The 25,897-nt window shown below is 72.7% G+C and carries 25 protein-coding genes; 16 read left to right on the forward strand and 9 right to left on the reverse strand.

Annotated elements, in window-relative coordinates; translation table 11 throughout:
- Positions 1 to 33 precede the first annotated feature (33 nt).
- Genes FB554_RS03050 through FB554_RS03060 form a run of 3 tightly spaced genes read left to right on the forward strand, consistent with a single transcriptional unit; the run spans position 34 to position 3,691 of the window.
- Positions 34 to 573, forward strand: a complete 540-nt coding sequence (locus tag FB554_RS03050) for a 2Fe-2S iron-sulfur cluster-binding protein (protein WP_142004579.1) — start codon at positions 34 to 36, stop codon at positions 571 to 573.
- Entirely contained in the window at positions 570 to 1,568 is a 999-nt protein-coding gene (locus FB554_RS03055; RefSeq protein ID WP_142004580.1) for an FAD binding domain-containing protein, read from the forward strand. The genes FB554_RS03050 and FB554_RS03055 overlap by 4 nt, the downstream gene beginning before the upstream one ends.
- Positions 1,565 to 3,691, forward strand: coding sequence for a xanthine dehydrogenase family protein molybdopterin-binding subunit (locus tag FB554_RS03060; RefSeq protein WP_142004581.1), 2,127 nt, complete (start codon positions 1,565 to 1,567; stop codon positions 3,689 to 3,691). Before FB554_RS03055 ends, FB554_RS03060 begins: the two co-directional genes overlap by 4 nt.
- Positions 3,692 to 3,764: 73 nt before the next feature.
- On the opposite strand, the gene nucS is transcribed toward FB554_RS03060, so the two are convergent.
- The gene (gene nucS / locus FB554_RS03065) at positions 3,765 to 4,460 is read right to left on the reverse strand and encodes an endonuclease NucS (protein WP_142004582.1); all 696 of its coding nucleotides are present in this window, start codon (positions 4,458 to 4,460) and stop codon (positions 3,765 to 3,767) included.
- Between the two features lie 42 nt (positions 4,461 to 4,502).
- Between nucS and FB554_RS03070 the strand changes: the two genes are divergently transcribed.
- Positions 4,503 to 5,876: a 3-hydroxyacyl-CoA dehydrogenase gene (locus tag FB554_RS03070; RefSeq protein ID WP_142004583.1), complete on the forward strand. Its 1,374-nt coding sequence runs from the start codon at positions 4,503 to 4,505 to the stop codon at positions 5,874 to 5,876.
- A gap of 48 nt (positions 5,877 to 5,924) precedes the next feature.
- The gene (locus FB554_RS03075; protein ID WP_338070548.1) at positions 5,925 to 6,179 is read left to right on the forward strand and encodes a hypothetical protein; all 255 of its coding nucleotides are present in this window, start codon (positions 5,925 to 5,927) and stop codon (positions 6,177 to 6,179) included.
- A gap of 19 nt (positions 6,180 to 6,198) precedes the next feature.
- Here the strand turns inward: FB554_RS03075 and FB554_RS03080 are convergent, their stop codons facing one another.
- The gene (locus tag FB554_RS03080) at positions 6,199 to 7,833 is read right to left on the reverse strand and encodes an AI-2E family transporter (protein WP_236022244.1); all 1,635 of its coding nucleotides are present in this window, start codon (positions 7,831 to 7,833) and stop codon (positions 6,199 to 6,201) included.
- A 184-nt stretch (positions 7,834 to 8,017) separates the two neighbouring features.
- Here FB554_RS03080 and FB554_RS03085 point away from each other — a divergent pair, with 184 nt between their 5' ends.
- From FB554_RS03085 to FB554_RS03125, 9 genes are all read left to right on the forward strand, one after another.
- Entirely contained in the window at positions 8,018 to 9,229 is a 1,212-nt protein-coding gene (locus FB554_RS03085) for an acetyl-CoA C-acetyltransferase (RefSeq protein WP_142004585.1), read from the forward strand.
- A 56-nt stretch (positions 9,230 to 9,285) separates the two neighbouring features.
- Positions 9,286 to 10,215, forward strand: coding sequence for a methylmalonyl Co-A mutase-associated GTPase MeaB (gene meaB, locus FB554_RS03090; RefSeq protein ID WP_236022437.1), 930 nt, complete (start codon positions 9,286 to 9,288; stop codon positions 10,213 to 10,215).
- Positions 10,216 to 10,348: 133 nt separating this feature from the next.
- On the forward strand, positions 10,349 to 10,660 hold the full coding sequence (locus FB554_RS03095) for a thiamine-binding protein (RefSeq protein WP_142004586.1): 312 nt from the start codon (positions 10,349 to 10,351) through the stop codon (positions 10,658 to 10,660).
- A complete protein-coding gene (locus FB554_RS03100; protein ID WP_142004587.1) occupies positions 10,657 to 11,184 on the forward strand; it encodes a GNAT family N-acetyltransferase in 528 nt (175 codons plus the stop codon). The genes FB554_RS03095 and FB554_RS03100 overlap by 4 nt, the downstream gene beginning before the upstream one ends.
- A gap of 42 nt (positions 11,185 to 11,226) precedes the next feature.
- Positions 11,227 to 11,745: a MarR family winged helix-turn-helix transcriptional regulator gene (locus tag FB554_RS03105; protein ID WP_142004588.1), complete on the forward strand. Its 519-nt coding sequence runs from the start codon at positions 11,227 to 11,229 to the stop codon at positions 11,743 to 11,745.
- Positions 11,742 to 12,074, forward strand: a complete 333-nt coding sequence (locus tag FB554_RS03110; RefSeq protein ID WP_142004589.1) for a YqfO family protein — start codon at positions 11,742 to 11,744, stop codon at positions 12,072 to 12,074. Before FB554_RS03105 ends, FB554_RS03110 begins: the two co-directional genes overlap by 4 nt.
- A gap of 22 nt (positions 12,075 to 12,096) precedes the next feature.
- On the forward strand, positions 12,097 to 13,851 hold the full coding sequence (locus FB554_RS03115) for a coenzyme B12-dependent isobutyryl-CoA mutase large subunit (RefSeq protein ID WP_142004590.1): 1,755 nt from the start codon (positions 12,097 to 12,099) through the stop codon (positions 13,849 to 13,851).
- A 192-nt stretch (positions 13,852 to 14,043) separates the two neighbouring features.
- On the forward strand, positions 14,044 to 15,051 hold the full coding sequence (locus FB554_RS03120) for a tetratricopeptide repeat protein (RefSeq protein WP_142004591.1): 1,008 nt from the start codon (positions 14,044 to 14,046) through the stop codon (positions 15,049 to 15,051).
- Positions 15,052 to 15,067: 16 nt separating this feature from the next.
- The gene (locus tag FB554_RS03125; RefSeq protein WP_142004592.1) at positions 15,068 to 15,823 is read left to right on the forward strand and encodes an alpha/beta hydrolase; all 756 of its coding nucleotides are present in this window, start codon (positions 15,068 to 15,070) and stop codon (positions 15,821 to 15,823) included.
- 9 nt (positions 15,824 to 15,832) lie between these two features.
- On the opposite strand, the gene FB554_RS03130 is transcribed toward FB554_RS03125, so the two are convergent.
- The 4 genes from FB554_RS03130 to FB554_RS03145 all read right to left on the reverse strand — a co-directional run bounded on the left by FB554_RS03130 (position 15,833) and on the right by FB554_RS03145 (position 20,435).
- On the reverse strand, positions 15,833 to 17,077 hold the full coding sequence (locus tag FB554_RS03130; RefSeq protein ID WP_211344520.1) for a Cmx/CmrA family chloramphenicol efflux MFS transporter: 1,245 nt from the start codon (positions 17,075 to 17,077) through the stop codon (positions 15,833 to 15,835).
- 75 nt (positions 17,078 to 17,152) lie between these two features.
- A complete protein-coding gene (locus FB554_RS03135; RefSeq protein WP_142004594.1) occupies positions 17,153 to 17,731 on the reverse strand; it encodes a TetR/AcrR family transcriptional regulator in 579 nt (192 codons plus the stop codon).
- Positions 17,732 to 17,779: 48 nt separating this feature from the next.
- Complete coding sequence (gene mgrA / locus FB554_RS03140) at positions 17,780 to 18,823, reverse strand: L-glyceraldehyde 3-phosphate reductase (RefSeq protein ID WP_142004595.1); 1,044 nt, start codon at positions 18,821 to 18,823, stop codon at positions 17,780 to 17,782.
- Between the two features lie 160 nt (positions 18,824 to 18,983).
- Positions 18,984 to 20,435 (reverse strand): MFS transporter, encoded by a 1,452-nt coding sequence (locus FB554_RS03145; protein ID WP_338070549.1) that lies wholly within the window; start codon positions 20,433 to 20,435, stop codon positions 18,984 to 18,986.
- 151 nt (positions 20,436 to 20,586) lie between these two features.
- Here FB554_RS03145 and FB554_RS03150 point away from each other — a divergent pair, with 151 nt between their 5' ends.
- On the forward strand, positions 20,587 to 21,414 hold the full coding sequence (locus FB554_RS03150; RefSeq protein ID WP_170206764.1) for a helix-turn-helix transcriptional regulator: 828 nt from the start codon (positions 20,587 to 20,589) through the stop codon (positions 21,412 to 21,414).
- A 19-nt stretch (positions 21,415 to 21,433) separates the two neighbouring features.
- On the opposite strand, the gene FB554_RS03155 is transcribed toward FB554_RS03150, so the two are convergent.
- From FB554_RS03155 to FB554_RS03165, 3 genes are read right to left on the reverse strand one after another with little or no spacing between them, the layout of a single operon-like run.
- A complete protein-coding gene (locus FB554_RS03155) occupies positions 21,434 to 22,354 on the reverse strand; it encodes a VOC family protein (RefSeq protein ID WP_142004597.1) in 921 nt (306 codons plus the stop codon).
- Positions 22,351 to 23,220, reverse strand: a complete 870-nt coding sequence (locus FB554_RS03160; RefSeq protein ID WP_142004598.1) for a fumarylacetoacetate hydrolase family protein — start codon at positions 23,218 to 23,220, stop codon at positions 22,351 to 22,353. Before FB554_RS03160 ends, FB554_RS03155 begins: the two co-directional genes overlap by 4 nt.
- A gap of 1 nt (position 23,221) precedes the next feature.
- Entirely contained in the window at positions 23,222 to 25,078 is a 1,857-nt protein-coding gene (locus tag FB554_RS03165; protein WP_236022245.1) for an FAD-dependent monooxygenase, read from the reverse strand.
- 114 nt (positions 25,079 to 25,192) lie between these two features.
- Here FB554_RS03165 and FB554_RS03170 point away from each other — a divergent pair, with 114 nt between their 5' ends.
- A complete protein-coding gene (locus tag FB554_RS03170; RefSeq protein WP_142004599.1) occupies positions 25,193 to 25,855 on the forward strand; it encodes a GntR family transcriptional regulator in 663 nt (220 codons plus the stop codon).
- Positions 25,856 to 25,897: the final 42 nt, after the last annotated feature.

Here is a 25,897-nt window from a genome sequence, read left to right on the forward strand (position 1 = left end):
CTCGGGGGTCCTGCTGGTGGTTGGCTGGCCGGCATGACGACGCAGGTCACCTTGCAGGTCGACGGTGCCGCACGCACCGTCGACATCGACGTCCGGACCACCCTGCTCGACGCGCTGCGCGAGCGGCTCGGCGAGACCTCTCCGAAGAAGGGCTGCGACCACGGGCAGTGCGGTGCGTGCACGGTGCTGCTGGACGGGCGCCGTCACCTGACCTGCCTCAGCCTCGCGATCGACCACGACGGCGCCGAGATCACGACCGCGGCCGGGCTCGCCGACGGGGAGCGGCTGCACGAGGTGCAGGAGGCCTTCGTCGAGCGCGACGCCCTGCAGTGCGGCTACTGCACCCCCGGCCAGGTGTGCAGCGTGGTCGGCATGCTGGCCGAGGTGCGGGCGGGGCAGCCCAGCTATGTCAGCCCCGACCTCTCCGCCGCGCCGGAGCTGGGCGAGGCGGAGGTGCGCGAGCGGCTGAGCGGCAACCTGTGCCGCTGCGGCGCGTACGTCAACATCTGCGCCGCCGCGCTCGACGTCGCCGACGCCGATGTGGACCCGGTGACCGAGGAGGTGGCCGGATGAGCGCCCCGACGTATGCCCGCCCCACCTCGCCCGACGAGGCGGTCTCGGCGGTCGCGGACGACCCGAACGCGGTCTTCCTCGCCGGCGGCAGCAACCTGGTCGACCACCTCAAGCTCGGCATCGTCGCGCCCAGCGCGCTGGTGAGCGTCGCCGACCTGGGGCTGGACGAGATCACCGAGCAGGACGGCGGCCTGCGCGTCGGCGCCCGGGTGCGCAACAGCGACCTGGCGTCGGATCCGCAGGTGCGACAGCGCTATTCGGTGCTGTCGCGGGCACTCCTGTCGGGCGCTTCCGCGCAGATCCGGCACCAGGCCACGACCGCCGGCAACCTGCTGCAGCGCACCCGCTGCGTCTACTTCCAGGACCGCACGGTGCCGTGCAACAAGCGCGAGCCGGGCTCGGGCTGTCCGGCGATCGAGGGCTACGGCCGCTACAACGCGGTGCTCGGCGCCTCCGACCGCTGCGTGGCGGTGCACCCCTCGGACATGGCCGTCGCGATGCTCGCGCTCGACGCGCAAGTGGGCGTGCTCGGGGCCGGCGGCGCGCGGTCGCTGCCGATCGCCGAGCTGCACCGGCTGCCGGGCGACGACCCGTCGCGCGACACCGCGCTCGAGCACGGTGACCTGATCACCCACGTCGACCTGCCCGCCCAGCCCGAGGGTGCCCGCTCGGACTACGTCAAGGTGCGCGACCGCGCGTCCTACGCCTTCGCGCTCGTGTCGGTCGCGGCGAGCCTCACCGTCGACGACGACGGCACGGTCACCGACGTACGCGTGGCGTGGGGTGGCATGGCCCACAAGCCTTGGCGCGCAACGCTTCTCGAAGATGCGATGGCAGGAGGATCGGTGACCGCGGAGAACGTCCGGACGGCCTGCGCACGCGAGCTGGAGCAGGCCTCGACGAGCCAGCAGACGGCGTACAAGCTGCCGATGGTCACCGAGGCCACGGCGATGCTGCTGACCAAGCTGGCCGCCGGCGAGGGAGTGGACCGATGAGCGAGGCGACCCTGCCCGAGCAGATCCGGGCCCACGCGATGGGCCGGCCCGACCGGCGGCGCGACGCGCGCCTGAAGGTGACCGGACGGGCGACCTACGCCGTCGAGCACGAGACCGACGACACGCTGCAGGCCCACCTGGTGCTGTCGACGGTGGCCAAGGGGCGCATCCGGCAGATCCACGCCGACGAGGTGCGCGAGCTGCCGGGCGTCGTCGACGTCGTCGACCACACGAACGCGCCGCGGGTCGCGAGCGACGCCGACCCGGAGCTGGCGATCCTGCAGGACGATCGGGTGCACTATCGCGGGCAGGTCGTGGCCGTGGTGCTCGCCGAGACCGCCGAACAGGCGCGGGCGGCCGCGCAGCAGCTGCGCGTCGACTACGACGAGGAGCCGGCACGCACCGAGTTCGACGCGGACTCCGAGGGCTACGAACCGGATTCGGTCAACGCAGGGTACGAGACCGCCACCGACAAGGGTGAGGTCGACGCGGCTCTGCGCACGGCGGCGGTGGTGGTCGACGAGACCTACCGCACGCCGTACGAGCACCAGATGCCGATGGAGCCGCACGCCACGCTCGGACGGTGGCGGGGCGAGGGGGAGACCGACGAGGACCAGCCGACGCTCTGGCTCTACGACTCCACCCAGGGCGTGCACCCGGCGGCGTCGACGGTGGCCGAGCTCATGGGGCTCGACGCGGCCGACGTGCGGGTCACCGCGCCGTACGTCGGGGGCGGCTTCGGGTCCAAGGGCCTGCCGCACCCGCAGGTGGCGACGGTCGCGCTGGCGGCCAAGAAGCACGCCGGTCGGTGGGTGCGGCTGCCGGTCACCCGGCAGCAGATGTTCACGGTGACCGGGTACCGCACGGCCACCGTCCAGCACGTCCGGCTCGGCGCCGACTCCGACGGCAGGCTCACCGCGGTCGACCACCGGGTGCTCGAGCAGACGTCAGCCATCAAGGAGTACGGCGAGCAGACGGCAGAGGTGACGCGGCACGTCTACGCCACGCCCAACCTGCGCACGGCCCACCGGCTGGTCGAGCTCGACGTGTCGGTCCCGACCTGGATGCGGGCGCCCGGCGTCATGCCCGGGATGGTCGGTCTCGAGATCGCGATGGATGAGCTCGCCGAGCGTTGCGGGATCGACCCCATCGAGCTGCGCCGCCGCAACGAGCCCGAGGTCGACCCGGAGTCGGGCAAGCCGTTCGGCCACCGTCGGCTGATGGAGTGCTTCGACCGGGGAGCGCGCGAGTTCGGTTGGGAACAGAGGGCTTCCGAGCCCCGACAGACGCTCGAGGGCGACTGGTGGGTGGGGCTCGGGGTCGCGACGTCGACGTATCCGGCGCACCCCGCGCCGGGCAACACCGCGACGGTGCGGTCAGAGCCGGGGGAGCGCTACACCGTCGCGATCGGCGCCGCCGACATCGGCACCGGCGCCTGGACGGTGCTCGCCCAGATCGCTGCCGACGCGCTCGAGGTCGACGCCGACCGGGTGGAGATGCGCATCGGCGACACCCGCGACCCGAAGGCCACCGTGGCGGGCGGCCCGACCGGCACCAGCGGGTGGGGGTCGGCGATCGTCGCCGCGGCGCTGGCCTTCCGCAAGGAGCACGGCGACACCCCGCCGCCGGGGCTCGAGGCGACCGCCGACGCGGCGAGGAACCCGGCGTACAAGACCTTCTCGCTGCACTCCTTCGGCGCGCAGTTCGCCGAGGTGCGGGTCAACCGCTGGACCGGGGAGATCCGGGTGCCGCGGATGCTCGGGGTCTTCTCGGCGGGGCGCATCGTCAACCCCCGGCTGGCGCGGTCACAGCTCATCGGAGGCATGACGATGGGCATCGGCGCAGCGCTGTTCGAGGAGTCGGTGCGCGACCCCCGCTTCGGCCACTTCGTCACCCAGGACCTCGCGAGCTATCACGTCCCGGCCCACGCGGACATCCGCGACGTCGAGGCGGTCTGGTTGGACGATGTCGACCCGCGCGCCAACCCGATGGGGCTGCGCGGGGTCGGTGAGATCGGCATCGTCGGAGCGACCGCTGCGGTGGTCAACGCGATCCACCACGCCACGGGCGTGCGCGCCCGCAGCGTCCCGGTCACCGCGGACGAGCTGCTGCCCCGTTCCTGACCGCTCGGTACCACTCGGTCTCGATACGCGCTCGCCCAGCGGCTCGCGCTGCTCGACCAGCGTGGGCTCGCGGTCAGAACAGGCGGGTGGTGGCGTCGTCGATGCCGCGCAGCTCGTCGTAGTCCAGCGTCACGCACCGGATCCCGCGGTCGGTGGCGAGGGTGCGGGCCTGCGGCTTGATCTGCTGGGCGGCGAACACCCCGCTGACCGGGGCCAGGTGCGGGTCGCGGTTGAGCAGCTCGAGGTAGCGGGTCAGCTGCTCCACCCCGTCGATGTCGCCGCGGCGCTTGATCTCGACCGCGACCGTCGCGCCCGTGGGGTCCTTGGCGACGATGTCGACCGGGCCGATGGGGGTCTGGTACTCCCGGCGCACCAGCGTGTAACCCTCGCCGAGGGTGTGGATGTGCTCGGCGAGCAGCGCCTGCAGCTGCGCCTCGACCCCGTCCTTGACCAGGCCCGGGTCGATGCCGAGGTCGTGGCTGCTGTCGTGCAGCACCTCGTGCAGCAGGATGCGCAGCCGGTCGTCGGACTTGGCGTGCTGGACCTGCCAGCACTGGCGTACGCCCTCGGCACGTTCGTCGTCGGTCGGCTCGACCTCGGCCATCGCGCACGGCGGCGCCATCCAGTTGAGCGGCTTGTAGGAGCCGCCGTCGCTGTGCACCAGCACCGACCCGTCGGCCTTGACCATGAGCAGCCGGGTCGCGAGGGGCAGGTGGGCGGTGAGACGGCCCATGTAGTCCACGGAGCAGCGGGCGATGACGACACGCACCCGGACAACCTACCGACCGCCCGCCTTGGAAGACTGGCCCCCATGAGTGATGAGCGCACGAGCGGCATCGACCGCGTCGGAGTGGTCGGGCTCGGCACCATGGGTGCCGGCATCGTCGAGGTGTTCGCCCGCGCCGGGCTGAGCGTCGTGGCAGTGGACGGTACGCCCGAGCTGGCCGAGCGCGGACGCGGCTTCCTGGAGAGGTCGACCGGCAAGCAGGTGCAGCGCGGCCGGCTGAGCGAGGCCGACCAGCAGGCGCTGCTCGAGCGGGTCACCTTCGCGCACGAGCTCACCGCGCTCGCCGACGTCGACCTGGTGGTCGAGGCCGTGCCGGAGCGGATGGAGATCAAGCACGACATCTTCGGCACGCTCGACGGCATCGTGCGCGACGACGCGATCCTGGCCTCCAACACCTCGAGCCTGTCGCTGACCGAGATCGCCGCCGCGACCGCGCGCCCCGAGCGGGTCGTCGGCATGCACTTCTTCAACCCCGCGCCGGTGCTCAAGCTCGTCGAGGTGATCACCACCATCCTCACCGACGAGGCCGTCGTCACGAGCGTGCGCGACCTGGCCGAGCGGCTCGGCAAGAAGCCGGTCGTCGTGCGCGACCGGGCGGGCTTCGTCGCCAACGCGCTGCTCATCGCCTACCTGGCGCGGGCGATCCGGACGTACGAGACCGGTCACGTCACCCGCGAGGACCTCGACGCCGCGGCGACCGCCGGCATCGGGCTGCCGATGGGGCCGCTCACCCTCAGCGACCTCATCGGGCTCGACGTGGTCAAGGAGGTCTGCGACGTGCTCTACGCCGCGACGCACGACCCGGCGTCGGCGCCGCCGGCTCTGCTGCAGCAGATGGTCGCGGCCGGTCGGCTCGGCCGCAAGACCGGTCGCGGGTTCTACGACTACGCCGACGGCGCCCCCGAGACCCCGGCCCCCGAGGGAGAGGTGGTCACCGCCGACACCCCGGAGGCGCTGGCCCAGGCGCTCGCCGCCGACGGGGTGCGGGTCGAGCTGCACACCGAGTCGCCCAAGGGCCGACTCGCCGAGATCGTCTGCGGCGCAACGGCTTCCGAGGCCGACGTCGCCAAGGCGCGGGCGAGCCTCGCCGCCGCCGGGCTGGTGCCGGTCGTGTCGCGCGACCGGGCCGGGCGGGTGCGTGACGCGCTGCTGCTGCCGCACGTCAACGAGGCCGTGAAGATGCTCGACTCCGGCTATGCCTCGGCCGAGGACATCGACACCGCCATGACCGCCGGCTGCGGCTACCCCGAGGGCCTGCTGCAGATGCTCGACCGCTGGGGCGCCCAGCGGGTGCTCGAGGGGCTGCGGGAGATGACGGCCGAGACCGGCGAGCCGGCGCTGCACCCCTCGCCGCTGCTGGTCGAGCACGCCGCCACCGGCCGCCCGTTCCGCGGCTGAGCGATGCCGCGGCGCAACCGCCCGAAGCGGACCGAGCCACGCGGCGATGTGGCCCGGGCCTTCGGCGGGGGCACCCGGCGCGAGGCGTACGCCGGTCGCACCTACGAGGTGCGCTCGGTGCGCGGCAACGACGCCGGGCGCAGCTATGTCTGCCCCGGCTGCCAGTCGCAGGTCAGCAGCGCGGTGCCGCACGAGGTCGTCTGGCCCGCCGACGGGCTGGGCGACGTGAGCGATCGCCGGCACTGGCACACACCGTGCTGGCGGGCGCGCGACCGCAGGCCGCCCCGGGGGTCGTGGCGCTGAGTGGGCTCGCCCCGAGCGCTCAGGCGTGCGCCTGGCGCGGCACCAGCACCTCTTCGTAGAGCAGCAGCAGCCCCGCGGCGATCGGGATCGCCAGCAGCGCGCCGAGCACCCCGAGCAGCGTGCCGCCGGCCAGCGCCGCCACGACCGTGACCGCGCCGGGCACCGACACGGTGCGCTGCATGACGCGCGGGACGATGACGTAGTTCTCGAACTGCTGGTAGATCAGGTAGTAGATGCCGACGACCAGCGCCGTCTGCGGCGAGACGAAGAACGCCACGATCGCCACGATCACGGCGCCGATCGTCGCGCCGACCATCGGGATCAGCCCGAGGAAGCCGACGACCACCGCGAGCACCGCCGCGTAGGGGACGCCGAGCAGCGTCATCATCACCCAGCTGCAGACGGCGTTGATGCTGGCGACGATGACCTGGCCGATGGCGTACGACCCCGTGCGCCGCATGATCTCCTCGGCCAGCGACACGAAGCGGGGGCGGCGGCTGGCCGGCACCATCGCGTAGACCGCGCGCTTGACGGTGGGGAAGGAGGCGAGGAAGTACAGCGTCAGGATCAGCACGGTGAACGCCTGGAACAGCCCGCTCGCGACCGCCTTGCCGGCGCCGAGCACGCCGCCGAAGACCTGGCTGACGAACGCGCCGTCGGTGGTCTTCTCGGTCACCTGCTCGTTGATCTTCTGCCCGATCTGGTAGTCGTGGTCGAGCTGCTGCACCCACTCCTGCTCGGTGAAGCTCTCGGCATAGCTCGGGGCGTTCTCGACCAGCTGCGTGGTCTCCTTGATCAGCGGCGGCACCACGACCCACGCGAGGATCGCGAAGACGCCGACGAGCCCGAGACAGACCAGGGTGACCGCGAGCGAGCGCCGGGCGCCGCGCCGCTCCAGCGCCTCGACGATCGGGTTGAGCGCGAGGGTCAGGAAGAACGCGACGAGCAGCACCGTGAGCGTGGTCTGCAGCTCGGTCAGCATCTTGACCAGGCCGTACGCCAGCGCCACCCCGATCGCGGCCGTGAACCCCAGGTAGAGGGGGGAGTGGCGGTTGAACGCCTTCCCCAGCTGCCCGTACGCCGTCGCCGCCCGACGCCCGGACGTCGCGTGGGCCGCTCGGCTGGCTCCGTGCCCGCCGGCCTCAGCGGCCTCGTCGTCGGTCGCCTGTCCCGCGCTGGCTCGTCCCGCAGCCGGCTGCCTCGCGTCGTCCCCCGCGGCGTCGTGCTCCGCGGGGTCGTGCTCCGTCGCGTCGCGCTCGACGGCGTCGCCGAGCTCGGTGCGCCCCTCGTCGGGGTGGTCCGCGCCGGTCCGGCGGGCGTCGTCGACGGCTGCGGTGCCGGGGACGTACATCTCGTCGGGGTCCGCCGGCCCCGTCGGCCCCCCGCTCACCGGGTGGGTGTCGGGCCGCTGGATGCGGTTGCTCTCGCGCAGCGTCTGCAGCTGCTGCTCCTGGAACTGGCGCCAGCGGCGCATCGCGTCGCCGGGCCGGTACCCACGGCGCGCGGCGCCCTCGGCCTGGGCGTCGGTGCCGGACCCCGGCCCGGTCCCGGAGCCGTGCTCGCCCGCGGGGGTCGCCGCGTCGTCGATGGGCTGTCCGGGGCGCTCCACGGAGAGGCGGATGCGCGGCAGCTGGGGACGGGGCAGGCGCGGCACGACGGCGACTGTGCCACACCCGGGCAGGGACACACAGTGTCCTTGGGGGTGATGTCGTCAGGTGCGGCCCGGCCGCGCGCCGGGTGCTCGCGCGGTGCCTGCGGAGGGCAAGACTTACAGTGGTGCAGGTCACGCCCTCGCGTGCACCCACGTCACCACCGCCGTCGCTGGAGGCTCTTTCGTCATGGCGCAGAACGCTGATCGCACCCCCGTCCTGGTCGCCGGGGCCCGCACCCCGATGGGCCGGCTGCTGGGTTCGCTGAAGGACTTCTCCGGCGCCGACCTGGGTGGCGCGGCCATCCGGGGCGCGCTCGACAAGGCCGGGGTCACGCCCGAGCAGGTCGACTACGTGATCATGGGCCAGGTGCTCACCGCCGGCGCGGGCCAGATCCCCGCCCGGCAGGCCGCGGTCGCCGCGGGCATCCCGATGAGCGTCCCCGCGCTGACCATCAACAAGGTCTGCCTGTCCGGCGTCGACGCCGTCGCCCTGGCCGCGCAGCTGGTGCGGCTCGGCGAGTTCGACATCGTCGTCGCGGGCGGCCAGGAGTCGATGAGCCAGGCGCCGCACCTGCTGGAGAAGAGCCGCGAGGGGTTCAAGTACGGCGACGTCACCATGCGCGACCACATGGCCTACGACGGGCTCTGGGACGCCTTCACCGACCAGGCGATGGGCAACCTCACCGAGTCCGCGAACACCGGGGACCAGGGGTTCAGCCGCGAGGAGCAGGACGCCTTCGCCGCCCGCAGCCACCAGCTCGCCGCGCGCGCCTGGAAGGACGGGCTGTTCGACGACGAGGTCGTCTCGATCTCGATCCCGCAGCGCAAGGGCGACCCGATCGAGTTCAAGTCCGACGAGGGCATCCGCGCCGACACGACCACCGAGTCGCTGGCCAAGCTGCGCCCGGCGTTCAGCAAGGACGGCACGATCACCGCGGGCTCGGCGTCGCAGATCTCCGACGGTGCCGCCGCGGTCGTCGTGACGAGCAAGGCCAAGGCGGAAGAGCTGGGTCTGGACTGGCTGGCCGAGATCGGCGCCCACGGGGTCGTCGCGGGCCCCGACTCCACGCTGCAGTCGCAGCCCGCCAACGCGATCAAGGTCGCCTGCGTCAAGGAGGGCATCGAGCCCACCGACCTCGACCTGGTCGAGATCAACGAGGCGTTCGCGGCGGTCGGCCTGGCCTCCACCAAGGAGCTCGGGCTCGACCCCGACAAGGTCAACGTCAACGGCGGCGCGATCGCCATGGGCCACCCGATCGGGATGTCCGGCGCGCGCATCTACCTGCACCTCGCCCTCGAGCTCGCGCGCCGCGGCGGCGGGGTCGGCGCGGCGGCGCTGTGCGGTGGCGGGGGCCAGGGCGACGCCCTGGTCGTACGCGTGCCGAAGGCTTCGTCCTGACCGACCAGCAGGCGCGGCCCGCCCGGCGGCGACGCCGGGACACCGACGTCACCGGCCTGGTGGCGCAGGCCCGCGAGGGCTCGCCGCGCGCGGTCGCCCGGCTGATCACCCTCGTGGAGAACGCCGACCCGGCGCTGCGCGAGGTGATGGCGGCGCTCGCGCCGCACACGGGGCACGCGCGGATCATCGGGCTCACCGGCTCGCCCGGCGTCGGGAAGTCCACGTCGACGTCGATGCTGGTGCGGGCGTACCGCGACCAGGGGCTGCGCGTCGGGGTGCTCGCGGTCGACCCGACCTCGCCGTTCAGCGGCGGGGCGCTGCTCGGTGACCGCATCCGGCTGGCCGAGCACGCCACCGACCGGGGCGTCTACATGCGCTCGATGGCCAGTCGCGGCCACCTCGGCGGGCTGTCCTGGACCACGCCGCAGGCGCTGCGGGTGCTCGACGCCGCCGGGTGCGACGTGGTGCTGCTGGAGACCGTCGGTGTCGGCCAGTCCGAGGTCGAGGTCGCCGGGCTCGCCGACACCACCGTCGTACTGCTCGCGCCGGGCATGGGTGACGGGGTGCAGGCCGCCAAGGCCGGCATCCTCGAGATCGGTGACGTGTTCGTCGTCAACAAGGCCGACCGTGAGGGCGCCGACGTCACCGTGCGCGACATCCGCGGCATGATCAGCCTCGGCGACCGCACCGAGCCCGGCCTGTGGCGCCCGCCCGTCGTGAAGACCGTGGCCGAGCGCGGGGAGGGCGTCGAGGAGGTCCTCGAGGCGCTCGACAAGCACCGCGCGTGGATGGAGCAGACCGGCACGCTGCGCCAGCGGCGGCTCGACCGGGCCGCGCGCGAGGTCGAGGCCATCGCGGTGCGCACGCTGCGCGACCGGATGGGCGACGTGCGTGCGGGGCGCGGCCTGGACGAGCTGGCCGCCCAGGTCGTCGACGGCCGCACCGACCCGTACGCCGCCGCCGGCACCCTCGTCGCCGAGATCTGATTCCGCTGGCCTCGGTGGGGCGGGCAGGTGGGGTCGGTATCGACCCGAGGTGCCCGGTTTCGTCCGTTCGGGGCGGGCAGGTGGGGTCGGTATCGACCCGAGGTGGCCGGGGCCGCCGCGTAGCCTTGAGGCCATGCTCTTCGCCTTCTCCGTCGCCCCGTCCACGACCGACGACCCGGAGGGGTCGGTGAGCGCGGCCGTCGCCGACGCGATCGCCGTGGTGCGCGACTCCGGCGTGCCCTACCGGCTCGACTCGATGTTCACCACGCTCGAGGGCGAGTGGGACGAGTGCATGCCGGTGATCAAGGCCGCCTGCGACGCCGTCGCGAAGCACTCCCCGCGGGTGAGCCTGGTCGTCAAGGCCGACCTGCGGCCGGGGTTCACCGGGCAGCTGGACGCCAAGGTCGAGCGCGTCGAGCAGCGCCTGCGCGACGCCGGCGCATGAGCGAGGAGCTGGTCCTCTACACCGTCCGCCCACCGCGGCTCGCCGACGCCCCGCAGCTGGGTGAGCTGCACGTGCAGGTCTGGCGCCAGGCGTACGCCGGGATCATGTCCGAGGAGTACCTCGCCGGCCTGCGTCCGGCCGACCGGGCCGAGCGCTGGCGGGCGATCGCGGCGGAGGAGGCCGAGGGGGTCGCGGCCGCCGACGGCAAGGTGACGCGGGTCGCGCAGCACCCCGACGGCCGCCTCGTCGGCTTCGCCACGGTGGCACCGGCGCGCGACGACGAACCGCCAGTTCCGTTGGAGCTGTGGGCGATCAACGTGCTGGCCGAGTTCCACGGCACCGGAGCCGCGGGGCAGCTGCTGGCCGCGACCCTGGGCGACCGCTCGGCATACCTCTGGGTCGTCGAGGGCAACCAGCGCGCCATCGCCTTCTATCGCAAGCACGGCTTCGAGCTCGACGGGGAACGGGCCGTGCACGACGCCAGCGGGACGCCCGAGGTGCGCATGGTGCGCCGCCCCGCCTGAGGCGAATCGGTCCAGGACGACGGCGGCCGCTAGTTTGGCGCCGTGCCGAAACCGTTGCCGTTCGACCCGATCCGCCGCGCGGCGCAGCTGTGGGAGGAGCGGTTCGGCGAGGACAGCCCGGTGGCGGCGATGGCCTCGGCCACGTCGGTCATGCGGGTGCAGCAGATCCTCGTCGCCCGCCTCGACGCCGCCGTCGCGCCGTTCGACCTGACCTTCGCGCGCTACGAGGCGCTGGTGCTGCTGAGCTTCAGCCGCAACGGCGAGCTGCCGATGAGCAAGGTGGGGGAGCGGCTGATGATCCACCCCACGAGCGTGACCAACATCGTGCAGCGGCTGGCGGCGCAGGGTTATGTCGAGCGGGTGCGCAACCCGCGCGACGGGAGGGGGATGCTCGCGCGGCTGACCCCGCAAGGACGTACGGCGATGGAGCGGGCCACCGAGGCCCTGCACGAGATCGAGTTCGGGCTGGGTGCGCTCGACGACGACCAGCACCGCGACCTGTTCCGGCTGCTGCACGCCGTGCGCACCGAGCAGGGTGACTTCGAGGAGGGCGAGGCATGAGCGAACGCCTGGACGTGCTGGTCTTCTACGTCCCGGTCGAGGACGCCGAGCGGGTGCTGGCGGCGGTCTTCGCGGCCGGCGGCGGCCGCATCGGTGCGTACGACTCGTGCGCCTACCGCCAGACCGGCACCGGGCAGTTCCGCCCGCTCGACGGCGCCAACCCCGCGATCGGGCGCGTCGGCGACGTCGAGCAGGTCGCCGAAGAACGGTGCGAGCTGGTGCTGCCGCGCCGGCTGCGCGCCGAGGTGGTGGCCGCGCTCGTGGCCGCGCACCCGTACGAGACGCCCGCCTTCCACGTGCTCGAGACGGCCGACATCGACAACTACTAGGACGTCCTAGTATTCTGGGGTCATGTCGACGCAGCCTGACCCCACCACCGGCCGCTCCCGCTGGGAGCAGCGCTTCGCCGCCGCGCAGAGCAAGGGGCAGGTGCGCGACGCCGACTTCACGACCCTGTCCGGCATGGAGGTCGAGCCGGCCTACGGCCCGACCAACGGCGAGGCCCCCGAGCGCATCGGCTGGCCGGGCGAGTTCCCTTACACCCGAGGGCTCTACCCCACCGGCTATCGCGGCCGCACGTGGACGATCCGGCAGTTCGCCGGGTTCGGCAACGCGGTGCAGACCAACCAGCGCTACAAGATGATCCTCGAGCGCGGGGGCGGCGGGCTGTCCGTCGCGTTCGACATGCCGACCCTCATGGGACGCGACTCCGACGACGCGCTGAGCCTCGGCGAGGTCGGCCACTGCGGCGTCGCCATCGACTCGGCGGCCGACATGGACCTGCTGTTCTCCGACATCCCGCTGCAGGACGTCACGACGTCGATGACGATCTCCGGCCCGGCCGTGCCGGCCTTCTGCATGTACCTCGTCGCGGCCGAGCGCCAGGGCGCCGACATCAGCAAGCTCAACGGCACCCTGCAGACCGACATCTTCAAGGAGTACATCGCGCAGAAGGAGTGGCTGTTCGCGCCCGAGCCGCACCTGCGGCTCATCGGTGACCTCATGGAGTTCACGACCGCGAACATCCCTGCGTACAAACCACTTTCGGTCTCCGGCTACCACATCCGCGAGGCCGGCTCGACCGCCGCGCAGGAGCTGGCGTTCACCCTCGCCGACGGCTTCGGCTACGTCGAGCTGGGCCTCTCGCGCGGGCTCGACGTCGACGCCTTCGCCCCGGGCCTGTCGTTCTTCTTCGACAGCCACCTCGACTTCTTCGAGGAGATCGCCAAGTTCCGCGCCGCCCGCCGCATCTGGGCGCGCTGGATGCGCGACGTCTACGGCGCCAAGAGCGAGAAGTCGATGTGGCTGCGCTTCCACACCCAGACCGCCGGCGTCTCGCTCACCGCGCAGCAGCCGATGAACAACGTCGTGCGCACCGCCGTCGAGGCGCTCGCCGCCGTGCTCGGCGGCACCAACTCCCTGCACACCAACGCGCTCGACGAGACGCTCGCGCTGCCGACCGACCAGTCGGCCGAGGTCGCCCTGCGCACCCAGCAGGTGCTCATGGAGGAGACCGGCGTCGTGAACGTCGCCGACCCGCTCGGCGGCAGCTGGTACGTCGAGGCGCTCACCGACAAGATCGAGGCCGAGGCCGAGAAGATCTTCGACAAGATCCTGCAGCTGGGCGGCAGCGACCTCAGCTCCGCCGACCACGCCGGCCTGGCCGCCAAGGTGCGCTCCTCGGTCGGCCAGGGCGGCGACGGCGACTGGCCGATCACCGCCGGGATCCTGCGCGGCATCGAGGACGGCTGGTTCATGTCCGAGATCGCCGAGGCCGCCTTCCAGTACCAGACGGCGCTGGAGAAGGGCGACAAGAAGGTCGTCGGCGTCAACGTGCACACCCACTCGCTGGCCAACGAGCTGGAGATCCTGCGGGTCAGCCACGAGGTCGAGCGCGATCAGGTGCGCGAGCTCGGCGCCCGGCGCAAGGCACGCTCCCAGGCCGACGTCGACGCGGCGCTGCGCACCATGACCGAGGTCGCGCGCGGCGAGGGCAACCTCATCCCGCCGATGCTCGAGGCGGTGCGCGCCGAGGCGACGCTGGGCGAGATCTGCGACGCGCTGCGCGACGTGTGGGGCGTCTACCGCGAGCCCGCACGGTTCTAGATTCCTTCTGGTTCAGCTCCTCCTCCGGGAGCCGCTTGCTGCGCTGCGCGTCTCCCGGCATCGTCGCCGAACCGCTGCGTCCAGGTGGACTGGGTACTCCTGCTCCGGGAGGCGCTTGCTGCGCTACGCGTCTCTCGGCATCGTCGCCGAACCGGGTTCCCGCCGGGGTGAACCATCGGTGAGAATGACGGCATGACTCAGCAGCCTCTGAACGCCGCGCTGCGCGGTGCGGTGGACCTGTCCGGACTGGCCAACAAGCGCCCCGACGCCGGCGGCGCCGCAGCCGGAGCCCCCGGGGCGGGCGGCGGAGGCGGCTCGACCGGCGGCATGGTCGTCGAGGTCGCCGACGCCCAGGCGTTCAGCTCGCTGGTCAGCGCCTCGGTGCGCTACCCCGTGATCATCGCGCTCTACTCCGCCTCGCAGCCCGGCACCCGCACGCCGGTCGACGAGCTGGCCACCGCCGTGCGTGCCCAGGGCGGCAAGATCCAGCTCGGCGCGGTCGACATCGACCGGGTCCCCGAGGTCGCGCAGGCCTTCGCCCAGCTCGGGCAGCAGGTCGCCCAGCAGGGGCAGCTGCCGCCCGGCACCCAGGTGACCACCGTCGCGTTCCTGCAGGGGCAGCCGATGCCGCTGCCGCCGCTGCCCGACGCCGAGGCCGCGACCCAGCTGGTCGACGAGCTGCTGAAGGTCGCCGTCGCCAACGGCATCGCCGGTCGGGTGCCCGACCCGGGCGCCGACGAGGGCGCGCAGGACGACGCCGAGGGGGAGGGCGCCGAAGAGGCGCCGCTGTCGCCGGAGCTGCAGCAGGCGTACGACGCGATCGAGGCGGGCGACTACGCCGGCGCCGTGACGGCGTACGAGTCCGCGCTCGCGAAGAACCCCGCCGACGAGGAGGCGCGGCTCGGCCTCGGGCAGGTCAAGCTGCTGCAGCGCACCGAGGGGCTCGACGCCACGGCGGTGCGCGCCGACGCCGCGGCCGACCCGAGCAACCTCACGCTTGCCGCCCAGGTCGCCGACCTCGACGTGCTCGGCGGCCATGTCGAGGACGCCTTCTCGCGGCTCGTCGACCTGGTGCGCACCACCTCCGGGGACGAGCGCAACGCGGTGCGCGAGCATCTCGTGGGGCTGTTCGACATCGTCGGCGCGAGCGACCCGCGGGTGAAGAAGGCGCGCACCGCGCTGATGTCCGCGCTCTACTGAGCGCACCCCGCGCACGGTGGCTGCACGGCGAGAGCCGGCCTGGCTGAGCGCGCCCGCGACCGGCGGGCGCTCGGTCGACCTCGCGCTGGCCAGCGCGCTCGCGCACCCGTTGCCGGTGACGCTGTGGACGCCGGACGGGCTGGGCGACGCCGACGCCGCGCCGCTGGTCTGGTGCCACGACGGCCCGGAGTACGCCCAGCGCGCCGCCCTGCTCCAGTGGGCCGGCGCGCACGTCGAGGACGGTTCGCTGCCGCCGTTCCGGCTGGCGCTCGCGCAGCCGCAGCGGCGCAACCAGATCTACTCCGCCTCGCCGCGCTACCTGCGCTCGTTCGACCGCGCGGTCGCCGACCTGCGGGATCGGGTGCCGGTCGAGTCGCCCCTCGCGGTGATGGGCGCGAGCCTCGGCGGGCTCACCTCGTTGCTCGTCGCCCTGCACGACCCGGGCGTGGGTTGCGTTCTGTCCCAGTCGGGTTCGTTCTTCGAGGCCGGCGGCGAGGACCGCGCGTGGCGGTGGTTCGAGCGGGTGGTGGGCGCCGCCGACCGGGTGCGCGACGGGGCGTTCGCCGACCGCAGCGACGACCTGCTGATCGGGCTCACCTGCGGGCGCGACGAGGGCAACCTGGCCGCCAACCGGCGGATGCGCGACGCGTTGCGGCGCCAGGGGTTCGACGTCGCGTGGCAGACCGCGCGAGGCGGCCACGACTGGGACACCTGGCGCGACACCCTCGACCCGGTGTGGCCCGACCTGCTGCGCCGCGCCTGGTCCGGCTGAGCCGGACCGTCAGGCGCAGGCGGCGGAAGCGGCCTCGGGGCAGGTACGCCCACCGCCCGACCCGCGCTCGACCCGCCAGCTGGCGGTGGCGACGGTGAGCGACGTCAGGCCGAGGGCGATGGCGACCCAGATCGGTGCGCGCAGGCCGAGGCCGGCGTCGATCACCAGCCCGCCGAGCCACGGGCCGGCGGCGTTGCCGACGTTGAAGGCGGACACGTTGACCGAGGCGGCCAGGGTCGGAGCCTCGCCGGCGAAGGCGAAGACGCGGCCGTTCAGCGCGGCGGCGATCGAGAACGAGGTCGCGCCGAACAGGAACGTCGCGACCACCACGCCGACCGGGGACCCGGCGAGCGTGACGAGCGCCAGCAGCGCGAGCACCATCGCCCCGAGGCTGACGAACACGTTGAGCAGCAGGTTGCGGTCGGCGAACCGTCCACCGATCGTGACACCCACGAACGTGCCTACCCCGAAGAGCAGCAGCACCAAGGGAACTCGCGAGGCGGAGATGCCCGACACGTCGGTTAGCAGGGGCGCGAGGTAGGAGAAGCAGGCGAACACGGCCGCCTGGAAGGTCGCGGTGGTCGCCAGAGCGAGCCACACGCGGCGGTCACGGAAGGCGGCCACCTCGCGGCGGACCAGCACCCGCATCGGCGTCGACGCATCGGCGTGCTCCTGGGCGGGAACCATCACCCGCAGCACCACCGTCACCGCGAGCGTGGCAACAGCGACGGCGACGAACGCCGCCTGCCACCCCAGCTGCTCGCCGATCCACGTGCCGAGCGGGACGCCGAGCACGTTGGCCAGGGTGAGCCCTCCGACGATCGCTGCGAGTGCCCGGGCCGTCTGGCCCGGCCCGGCGAGGCGTACCGCGATGACCGCGCCCACGGCCCAGTAGGTCGCGCACGCGACGGCGGCGACGACACGGCCGACCAGGATGGCGGCGTACCCGTCGAACGCCAGCGGGAGCAGGTGCACCGCCGCGAAGACCAGCGCGGCTCCGAGCAGCGTCGCGCGGCGGGGGAGGCGCAGGGTGGCCAGGGTCATCAGCGGCGCGCCGAACGTCATGCCGAGCGCGAACGCCGTGATGAGCAGGCCCGCGCGCGCGATGGACACGTCGAGCCCCGCGGCCAGCTGCGGCAGCAGCCCGGCGAGCATGAACTCCGAGGTGCCGATGCAGAAGGTGCCGAGCGCGAGCACGTAGACGGCCAGCGGGAGGCGGGTGCGGGTGGGTGAGGTTTGGGTCGCGAGGGACACGACGGGACCTTTCTGGACGGATCGGTTCAGAAACATGCCGGGCGTCGATGCCGAGCAGTTCGGGCGGGGCGGGGGTCAGAGGAGCGAGAGGAGCGTGTGCAGTGCCTTCGTGTGGGCCGCCGGGTCGCTGCTGACGCGGGCGCTGATCTGCAGGCCGCTGAGCGTGGCATGGACCACGGCGGCGAGCTCGGCGGCAGGAGTGGTGGCGCTGATCGACCCGTCGTCCTGGCCGCGGGCGATCAGCGCGGCGACCACCGCGCGGAAGCTGTCGAAGCTCGCCCGCGAGAGCGCCGCGATCTCGGGGTCGCTGTCGCCGAGCTCGACGGCAGCGTTGATCGCCATGCAGCTGCGCCGCTCGGGGCTGTCGCACTGCGCATGGAGCACGTCGCCGAGCAGTGCGGCCAGCACCTCACGCCCGGTGCCCGCGCGGTCGAGGTAGTCGCCACGCTCCGCGGCGCGCAGCTCGTCGTAGCGCTCGAGCGCGCGGCGGTAGAGGTCGGACTTGCAGGTGAAGGTGTTGTAGAGGCTGCTGCGGGACAGGCCGGTGGAGGTGCACAGGTCCTGCGTGCTCGTGGCGGCGTAGGTCCCCGACCAGAACGTCTCGAGCGCATGGTCGAGCGCGCGCTGCTCGTCGAACTCCTTGTGCCGGGCCACGGGCTGAGCCTGGCACGTTCTGTACCGATGTGTCCAGAATCGGTCTCGTCAGGCGTCGGACGACCTCGCCCAGATGTTGATGCCCGCGTCGACCGCGTGCTTGTCGATCTTGGCCAGCTCGGCGTCGTCGAACGCGAGGTTGTCGAGCGCACCCACGCTGTTCTCCAGCTGCTCCACGCTCGAGGCGCCGACGAGCACCGACGTCACCCGCGGGTCGCGCAGCACCCACGCCAGCGCGAGCTGCGCCAGCGACTGGCCACGCGACCGCGCGATGCGGTTCAGCGCCCGGATGTGCTTCAGCGCCGTGTCGTCGATCATCTTCGGGTCGAGCGACTTCCCTTGTGCCGCACGGGAATCGGCGGGAATCCCCTTGAGGTACTTGTCGGTGAGCATGCCCTGCGCCAACGGCGAGAACGCGATGCAGCCGACACCCTCCTCGCCGAGCACGTCGAGCAGGTCCTCCTCGACCCAGCGGTTGAGCATCGAGTACGACGGCTGGTTGATCAGCAGCGGAGTGCCCAGGTCGCGCAGGATCCGGACCGCCTCGCGGGTGCGCGGCCCGGAGTAGGAGGAGATGCCGACGTAGAGCGCCTTGCCCTGTCGCACCGCCGTGTCGAGCGCGCCGAGCGTCTCCTCCAGCGGCGTGGTGTCGTCGAAGCGGTGGCTGTAGAAGATGTCGACGTAGTCCACCCCCATCCGGGAGAGCGACTGGTCGAGCGAGGCGAGGACGTACTTGCGCGAGCCGCCGCCCTGGCCGTACGGCCCCGGCCACATGTCGTAGCCCGCCTTGGTCGACAGGATCAGCTCGTCGCGGTAGCGACGGAAGTCCTGGGCGAAGACCGTGCCGAAGTTGCGCTCGGCCGAGCCGTACGGCGGGCCGTAGTTGTTCGCCAGGTCGAAGTGGGTGATGCCGAGGTCGAACGCCCTACGGAGAGTAGCCCGCCCGCGCTCCAACGGGACGTCGTCGCCGAAGTTGTGCCACAGGCCGAGCGAGACCGCGGGCAGATCGAGACCGCTCCGCCCGCAGCGGCGGTAGAGCATCGAGTCGTAGCGCGAGCGGTCGGCCTGGTAGTCGTCGGCGTGCAGCGTCATGCCCACCATCCTGGTCCCGGTGTCAACGCTCCGCCGCCGGTGCCGCCCCGGAGTGCGCGCATGAAACCCGGTCAGGTGCCTATGACCCTGATGCATCGAGGTCAGACGGGCGTAACCGGGTTTCATGCGGGGTGGGGGGTGTGCGGGGGAGTGCGGGGGATCAGGCGGAGGCGGGGACCTCACCGTCAGCCCGTACGCCTTCGCCGGCTCCCGCGACGGGCGCCGGCTCTCCCCGCAGCTGGGTGGCGACGAGCAGCGCGGCCGCCGCGACGACCGCTGCGTCGACGCCGATCGCCACGCGCAGCGCGCCCAGCGACTCCAGGGAGCCGACCGTCGTGGCGACCGCGCTCATGACCGGGACGCCCATGGCGACACCCACCTGCTGGGTCATCGTGGCGAGGCCGGTGGCCAGGCCCTGCTCGTGGTCGGGCAGCCCGGAGGTGGCCGCGACCATGAAGCCGACGATCACGCACACGTGGCCGATCGCGCCGAGGAAGGTGGCGCCGAGCACCAGCCAGATCCAGCCCACCGCGGGGCCGACGAGCAGCAGCAGCGCGGTGAAGACCGCCTGCACAGACAGCCCGCCGACGAGCGCACCGCGCACCCCGAAGGTGGCGATGACCCGCGGCCCGGTCACGCCGCCGAGGATCGCGCCCAGCCCGAGCCCGCCGAGCGTGAGCCCGGTCTGCAGCGGGGTCAGGTCCAGCACGTGCTGCAGGTAGAGCGTCAGCAGGAAGACCAGCGAGCTCTCCATCGAGAAGGTGACGAAGCCCGCGGCGTTGCCCCAGCCGATGGTGCGCCGGCGCAGGATCGCGGTCGGCACCAGCGGGTGCGGGTGGTGCGACTCGGCGCGCCAGAACGCGACGAGCAGCACGACCGAGGCCAGCATCGCCGCGACGGCCCACGGGTCGGTGAAGCCCTCCTCGCCGGCGCGGGTCACGCCGAACACCAGGGCGAGCAGGCCGGTGGTCACCAGCACCGCCCCCGGGACGTCGAGGGGCGACCGTTCGCGGTCGGCGCTGTCGGTGAGCAGCAGCGGCGCGAGCAGCACCACGACCGCGGCGACGGGCACGTTGACCAGGAACGCCCAGCGCCAGCTCAGCAGGTCGGTGAGCACGCCGCCGAGGATCGCGCCGGCGGTGAAGCCGGTCGACATCATCACGCTGTTGAGGCCGAGCGCGCGGGCACGCAGCGGACCCTCCGGGAACGAGGTCGTCAGCAGCGACAGGCCGGCGGGGGTCACGGCCGCGGTGGCGAGGCCCTGCGCCACCCGAGCCGTGAGCAGCATGGCCGGGTTGGTCGCGAGTCCGCCCACGAGAGAGGCGATCCCGAGCGAGGCCATGCCGATGAGGAAGATGCGCCGGCGGCCGACGTAGTCGCCGACCCGGCCGAGCAGCAGCGTGAACCCTGCCGCGCACAGCGCGAACGACGTGGCGATCCACTGCAGGTCGGCCTCGGCGAAGCCCAGGCCGGCGCCGACGGTGGGCAGCGCGACGTTGAGGATGGAGAAGTCGACGGCGAGCATGAACTGAGAGGCCAGCAGCAGCAACAGGATCAGCAGCTGCTTGCGGGTCATCGAGGTGGGGGCCTCGACGGGTGGTGCGGCGGTCACGGGGATCCCCTTCGGGGTCGACGGTCGTGGAACGACCACCAACCTCGGCCCGCGCGGCCGGGCCAGCCAGACCCCCGCGCTGCCTACCCACCGCGTGACTATCACTGACAGGGACAGGCAACCCCGGGCGTACGTCCGCACAATGGTGGGCATGACGACCGAGCTGGGCGAGTTCCTGCGGATCCGACGGGCCGCGATCAACCCCGAGGACGTCGGCGTGGTGTCCTACGGCGCGCGCCGGGTCCCCGGTCTGCGCCGCGAGGAGCTGGCGCAGCTGGCGGGGGTGAGCGCGACGTACTACACGCGGCTGGAGCAGTCGGCGTCGCACAACGCCTCCGACGGCGTCATCGACGCGCTGGCCCGGGCGCTGTCGCTGAACCCGCAGGAGCACGAGCACCTGCGCCGGCTGGCCCACCCCGAGCCCGGTCGGGTGCCGCGGCGGCCCAAGCCGACGCAGGCCCGCCCGGAGACCGTGGCGATGATCAGGTCGATGCACAACCCGGCGGTGATCCTCGACCACTGCAACGACGTGCTGGCGTGGAATCCGTTGGGGCACAAGCTGATCGGCTACCAGACCTGCTTCGAGCACCCGCGGCAGACGCGCAACCGGCCCAACCTGCTGAAGATGTTCTTCCTCGACCCGGACGGCCGCGACCTGTATGTCGACGCCGACCAGGTCGCCAAGGACATGGTCGCCTTCCTGCGCTTCTCCTCCGGCAACAACCCCGAGGACCCGGCGCTCACCGCGCTGGTCGGGGAGCTGTGCCGCAAGAGCGACGAGTTCGCCAGGCTGTGGTCCAAGCACCTGGTGCAGGACTGCGGGTTCGGCGTGAAGCGCTTCCAGCACCCGCTGGTCGGGCGCATCGACGTGGCGTTCGAGGTGCTCAGCCTCTCGGACAGCACCCACCGCATCGGGATCTATCACGCCGAGCCCGGCACGCCGGCCGCCGACGGGCTGGAGCTGCTCGCCCGCAGCTGACCGGAGCGCCGACGCGCGCTCAGACCTTGCTGTGCGCCCCCGTCATCAGCCCGGCCAGGTCCTCCGGCTGCAGGAACGACGGCGGCGGGGGCGGACCCCAGCTGAACAGCCCGCGCGCGCCGTCCAGCACCTCCGGCTCCCAGATCTCCTCCTCGGGGATGCAGTCCATGTCGGAGAAGTACTCCGAGAAGTTGCCGGCCGGGTCCTTGAGGTACCAGAAGAAGTTCGAGCCGGCGTGGTGCCGCCCCAGACCCCACACGTGCCGCTCGGGGTTGTCCTCGAGCATGGCGTACGCCCCGCGCCCCACGTCGTCGATGTCGTCGACCTGCCAGCTGGTGTGGTGCAGGTAGTTCACCGGCGACTGCAGCGCCAGGAAGTTGTGGTGGTCGTTCGAGCAGCGCAGGAACGCACCCTTGTCGCCGATGTAGTCGGACACCTTGAAGCCGAGCCCGTCGACGAAGAAGCGCATGGTCGCGGCCAGGTCGGTCGTGCCGGCGACGGCGTGGCCGAGGCGACGCGGACGTACGGGCTCGGTGCGCAGCACCCCGGGCGCCCGCCCGACGCGCTCGATGCGCCCGGGCCCGTTGTACGGCGTCGCAGGCGTCTCCTCCTGGCGCAGCCTGGGCAGCACGGCCAGGCGGGCGCGGAAGCCGCCGACCGGCTCGGTGGCCACGAGCTGCTCGCCCTGCAGGTCGACCGCCACGCCGAGGCGCTGTAGGTTCACCGCGACGCGGGCCAGGTCGTCGGTGTCGTCGACGGCGACGCCCACCTCGACGAGCTGGCGGCGCGGCGCCGCGACGATGCGCAGCTGCTCGCCGCCGTCGCGCGTGCTGAACCCGCCGTCGGCACCCTGGCTGAGGCCGAAATCGCTGTAGTACGACTGGGTCTCGGCAACGTTGGGCACGCCGATGACCACGTGGCTGAGGCGGTGCAGGCTCATGATGCGTCCTTCCCGTCGACGGCCGCCACGAACGTCTGCCGCAGCTCGCCGATGCCTTCGATGGTGCTGACCAGGACCTCGCCCGGCCGGATGAACCGTTGCGGCGAGCGGCCGAGGCCGACGCCGTCGGGGGTGCCGGTGAACACCAGGTCACCGGGGTAGAGCGTGACGACCCTGGACAGCTCGGCGACCAGCCGCGGCACGGGGACCAGCAGGTCGGCCGTGCGCCCGTCCTGGACCACCTCGCCGTCGAGCGAGCAGGTGAGGCGCAGGTCGTCGCGGTCGGGTAGCTCGTCGGGCGTGACCAGCCAGGGGCCGGTCGGGGCGAAGCCGGGGTAGGACTTCCCGAGCCCGAACTGCGGTGCCGGACCTGCCAGCTGGATGACCCGCTCGGAGATGTCCTGCCCGACGGTCAGGCCGGCGACGTGGTCCCAGGCGTCGTCCTCGGACACCTGCGACGCGGTGCGCCCGATGACCGCGACGAGCTCGACCTCCCAGTCGGTGTTGCCGCCCTCGGGCAGCGTCACCTCGGTGACCGGACCGGAAAGGCTGGACAGGAACTTCGGGAACACCGGCGGCAGGCCGGTCGGGGAGTCGAACCCGGACTCCTTGGCGTGCGCGCCGTAGTTGAGCCCGATCGCCAGGATCTGGCGTGGCTCGGGGGAGGGGGCGCCGAGGTCGGCAGCGTCGTAGGGGACGGCGTCGTCGAGCGGGGCCTCCTGCGCCCAGTCGCGCAGCTGCGCCCAGCTCTCGTAGACGGCGCGCAGGTCGGGGCCGAGGCGGCCGTCGCTCGCCTTGTGCACGTCGAGCGCGCGCCCGTCGGTGGTGATGAGCGCGGCGCGCCCACCGAGGTTGGCCAGTCTCATGTCAGCTCCTCGTGTCTGTGGTGGTCTCGGGGATCGGGTCGGTCGGGTCTGTCGTCGCTGCGGGGGAGGCGAGCGAGAGGGTGTGCCGCACGGCGCGCTCGAGGTCGGTCAGCGGGCTGCCGGTGAGCTCGGGGGCGCGCCAGGCGACGTGGTGGTCGGGCCGCACGAGCAGCACGCCGTCGTCGGCGATCTCGCGCAATGCCCGCCAGCGACCGGAGGTGTCGGCGTGCGCCTCGCCGTGGGCGATGACGTGCGCGGTGATCGGCACCCCGAGCTCGGCGGCGACCTTGTCGGCGGCCTCGACCCACGCGGTGCCGCCCACGCCGGTGAGCACGGTCAGCGCCCCGTGGCCGGCGAGGTCGATCGTCGAGACGTCCTCGCCCGCGCCGGTCAGCCAGGCGTGCGGCAGCCGGGCGCCGGGGTGGGTGGTCGGGTGGTGGTAGAGCTCGGGGTCGCGCGCCGGCTCGGGCCAGCTCGTGCCGTCGTCGAGCACCGCGCCCGAGGCGTAGCGCTGGTCGAGCTCCACGCCGTGCGCGTTGAACTGGTAGTTCTGCAGACGTACGGCCTCGTCCAGCGTGCGCCGGCGCATCGCCGCCTCCGGGGTCGCGCCGTACAGCCCGGCCAGGGCGGCGAGCCCCTCCTCGCGGGTCTGTCCGGGCGCGAAGCCGAGGGCCTGGGAGATCGGCAGCATGTCGGCGACGCTGCGCATGGCGCGGTCGACGACCTGCTCGCCCACAGGTCGCCGCTCGGCGTCGTAGCTGTCCAGGAGCGCGTCGCCGGCCCGGCCCTGGAGGACGTACGCCAGCTTCCAGGCCAGGTTGAACGAGTCCTGGATCGAGGTGTTGGTGCCGAGCCCGTTGGCGGGCGGGTGGCGGTGCGCGGCGTCGCCGACGAGGAAGGCGCGGCCGCGGCGGTAGGTCTCGGCGACCTGGCGGTTGATCTGCCACAGGCTGGTCGCCTTGATGCGCACGTGGACGCTCGGGTCGCCGATGGTCTGCTGCGCCCGGGCCACGAGCGACTCGTGGGACATGTCGGGCTCGCCCTCGGCGGGGTCGTACATGAACAGCAGCACCCACTCGGTCCACGGCTTGACGCAGATCCAGGTGCCCGAGCCGACCCAGTAGTCGTTGCCCGGCTGGCACATCCAGTACAGCGTGCCGGGGCGGTGCGCGGTGTAGGCCGTGAGGTCGGCCTCGAGCCAGACGTTGGCCGCGGCGCCGAGCCCGGCCTCGCCGCTGAAGGTGAAGCCCAGCTGGTCGGCCACCGTGCTGCGCCCGCCGTCGGCGCCGACGAGGTAGCGGGCCCGCACGCGCTGCTCGGTGCCGGTCTCGCGGTGACGCACCAGTGCGTCCACCCCGTCGTCGTCCTGGGTCACGCTCACCAGCTCGGTGGAGAACCGGATGTCGGCGCCACGGCGCTGGGCCGCCTCGAGCAGCACCGGCTCGAGCACGTGCTGGGGGATGTTGCACATCTGGCTCGGGCTGGCCAGGTCGTAGTCGCCGTGCCGCTCCGGCCCGCTGCCCCAGGTGAGCAGCCGGGCGATCTCCCGCTCGGCGAAGCTGGTGGCCCACACGTTGGTGCCCATCAGCTCGTTGGGCGTCGCGACGGCGCGCACGTCCTGCTCGATGCCGAGGTCGCGGAAGACCTCGACCGTGCGCTGGTTGGTGATATGCGCACGCGGGGAGTGGGCGGTGCCGGCGTACTTCGTCACGGTGACGGCGTCGACGCCGTGGCGGGCGAGCAGCGCAGCCATCGCGAGTCCGGCGGGTCCGGCGCCGACGACCAGCACGTCGGTGCGCAGGTCGGGGGCGGTCTCGGGTGCCGCGTCGGGCGGGCGGGTCGTGTCCATCGGGTCCATCGGGGGCTCCTTCGCGAGGTCCGTGACCTACCTCACTGTTGTACGCCTCGATGTGTGAATGTTCAACAGATATTCGAATATTTTTGGAAAATCGCATGCTGGTACGCTCGTGGCATGCCCGAGACCAAGCAGCGCGCCAGCACCGAGGCCGTGCACGCCGCCCTGCGCGCGGACCTGATCGCGGGCGCGCACGCCCCGGGCGAGCGACTGAAGTTCGCGCCGCTGTGCGAGCGCTACGGCGCCAGCGTCAGCGTGGTGCGCGAGGCCCTGACCCGGCTCGAGCAGCAGGGGCTCGTCGAGTCCGAGCCGCGCATCGGCTTCCGGGTGCGTCAGGTGTCGTTGGCCGACCTCGATGACCTCACCGAGACGCGAATCGACCTGGAGGCGTTGGCTTTTCGCCGTGCGATCGATCGAGGCGACGTCGACTGGGAGACCGCGCTGGTCGCGGCCCACCACCGTCTCGAGCGCACCGAGATGCTGACCGACGACGACCCACCCCAGCTGCGCGACGACTGGGAGGGCGCACACCTGGCCTTCCACGACGCGCTGCTCGCCGGCTGCGACCGGCCCTGGCTGCTCGGCATGACGCGCACGCTGCGCGACGCGGGGGAGTTCTACCGCCGGCTGTCCCACCTGCAGGAGCCCGGGCGCGACGTGGCCGGTGAGCACCGTGGCCTGCTCGAGGCCGCCCTGGCCCGCGACGCCGACGAGGGGACCCGACGGCTGCGCGAGCACTACGAACGCACTGCCGCGATCGTCCGCCGCACGCTGCCGTAGTCGCCGCCCCGGGCGTACGTCCTGCGCGGCTCGTTCGACAGG

This window comes from Barrientosiimonas humi (assembly GCF_006716095.1).
Lineage (GTDB): Bacteria > Actinomycetota > Actinomycetes > Actinomycetales > Dermatophilaceae > Barrientosiimonas > Barrientosiimonas humi.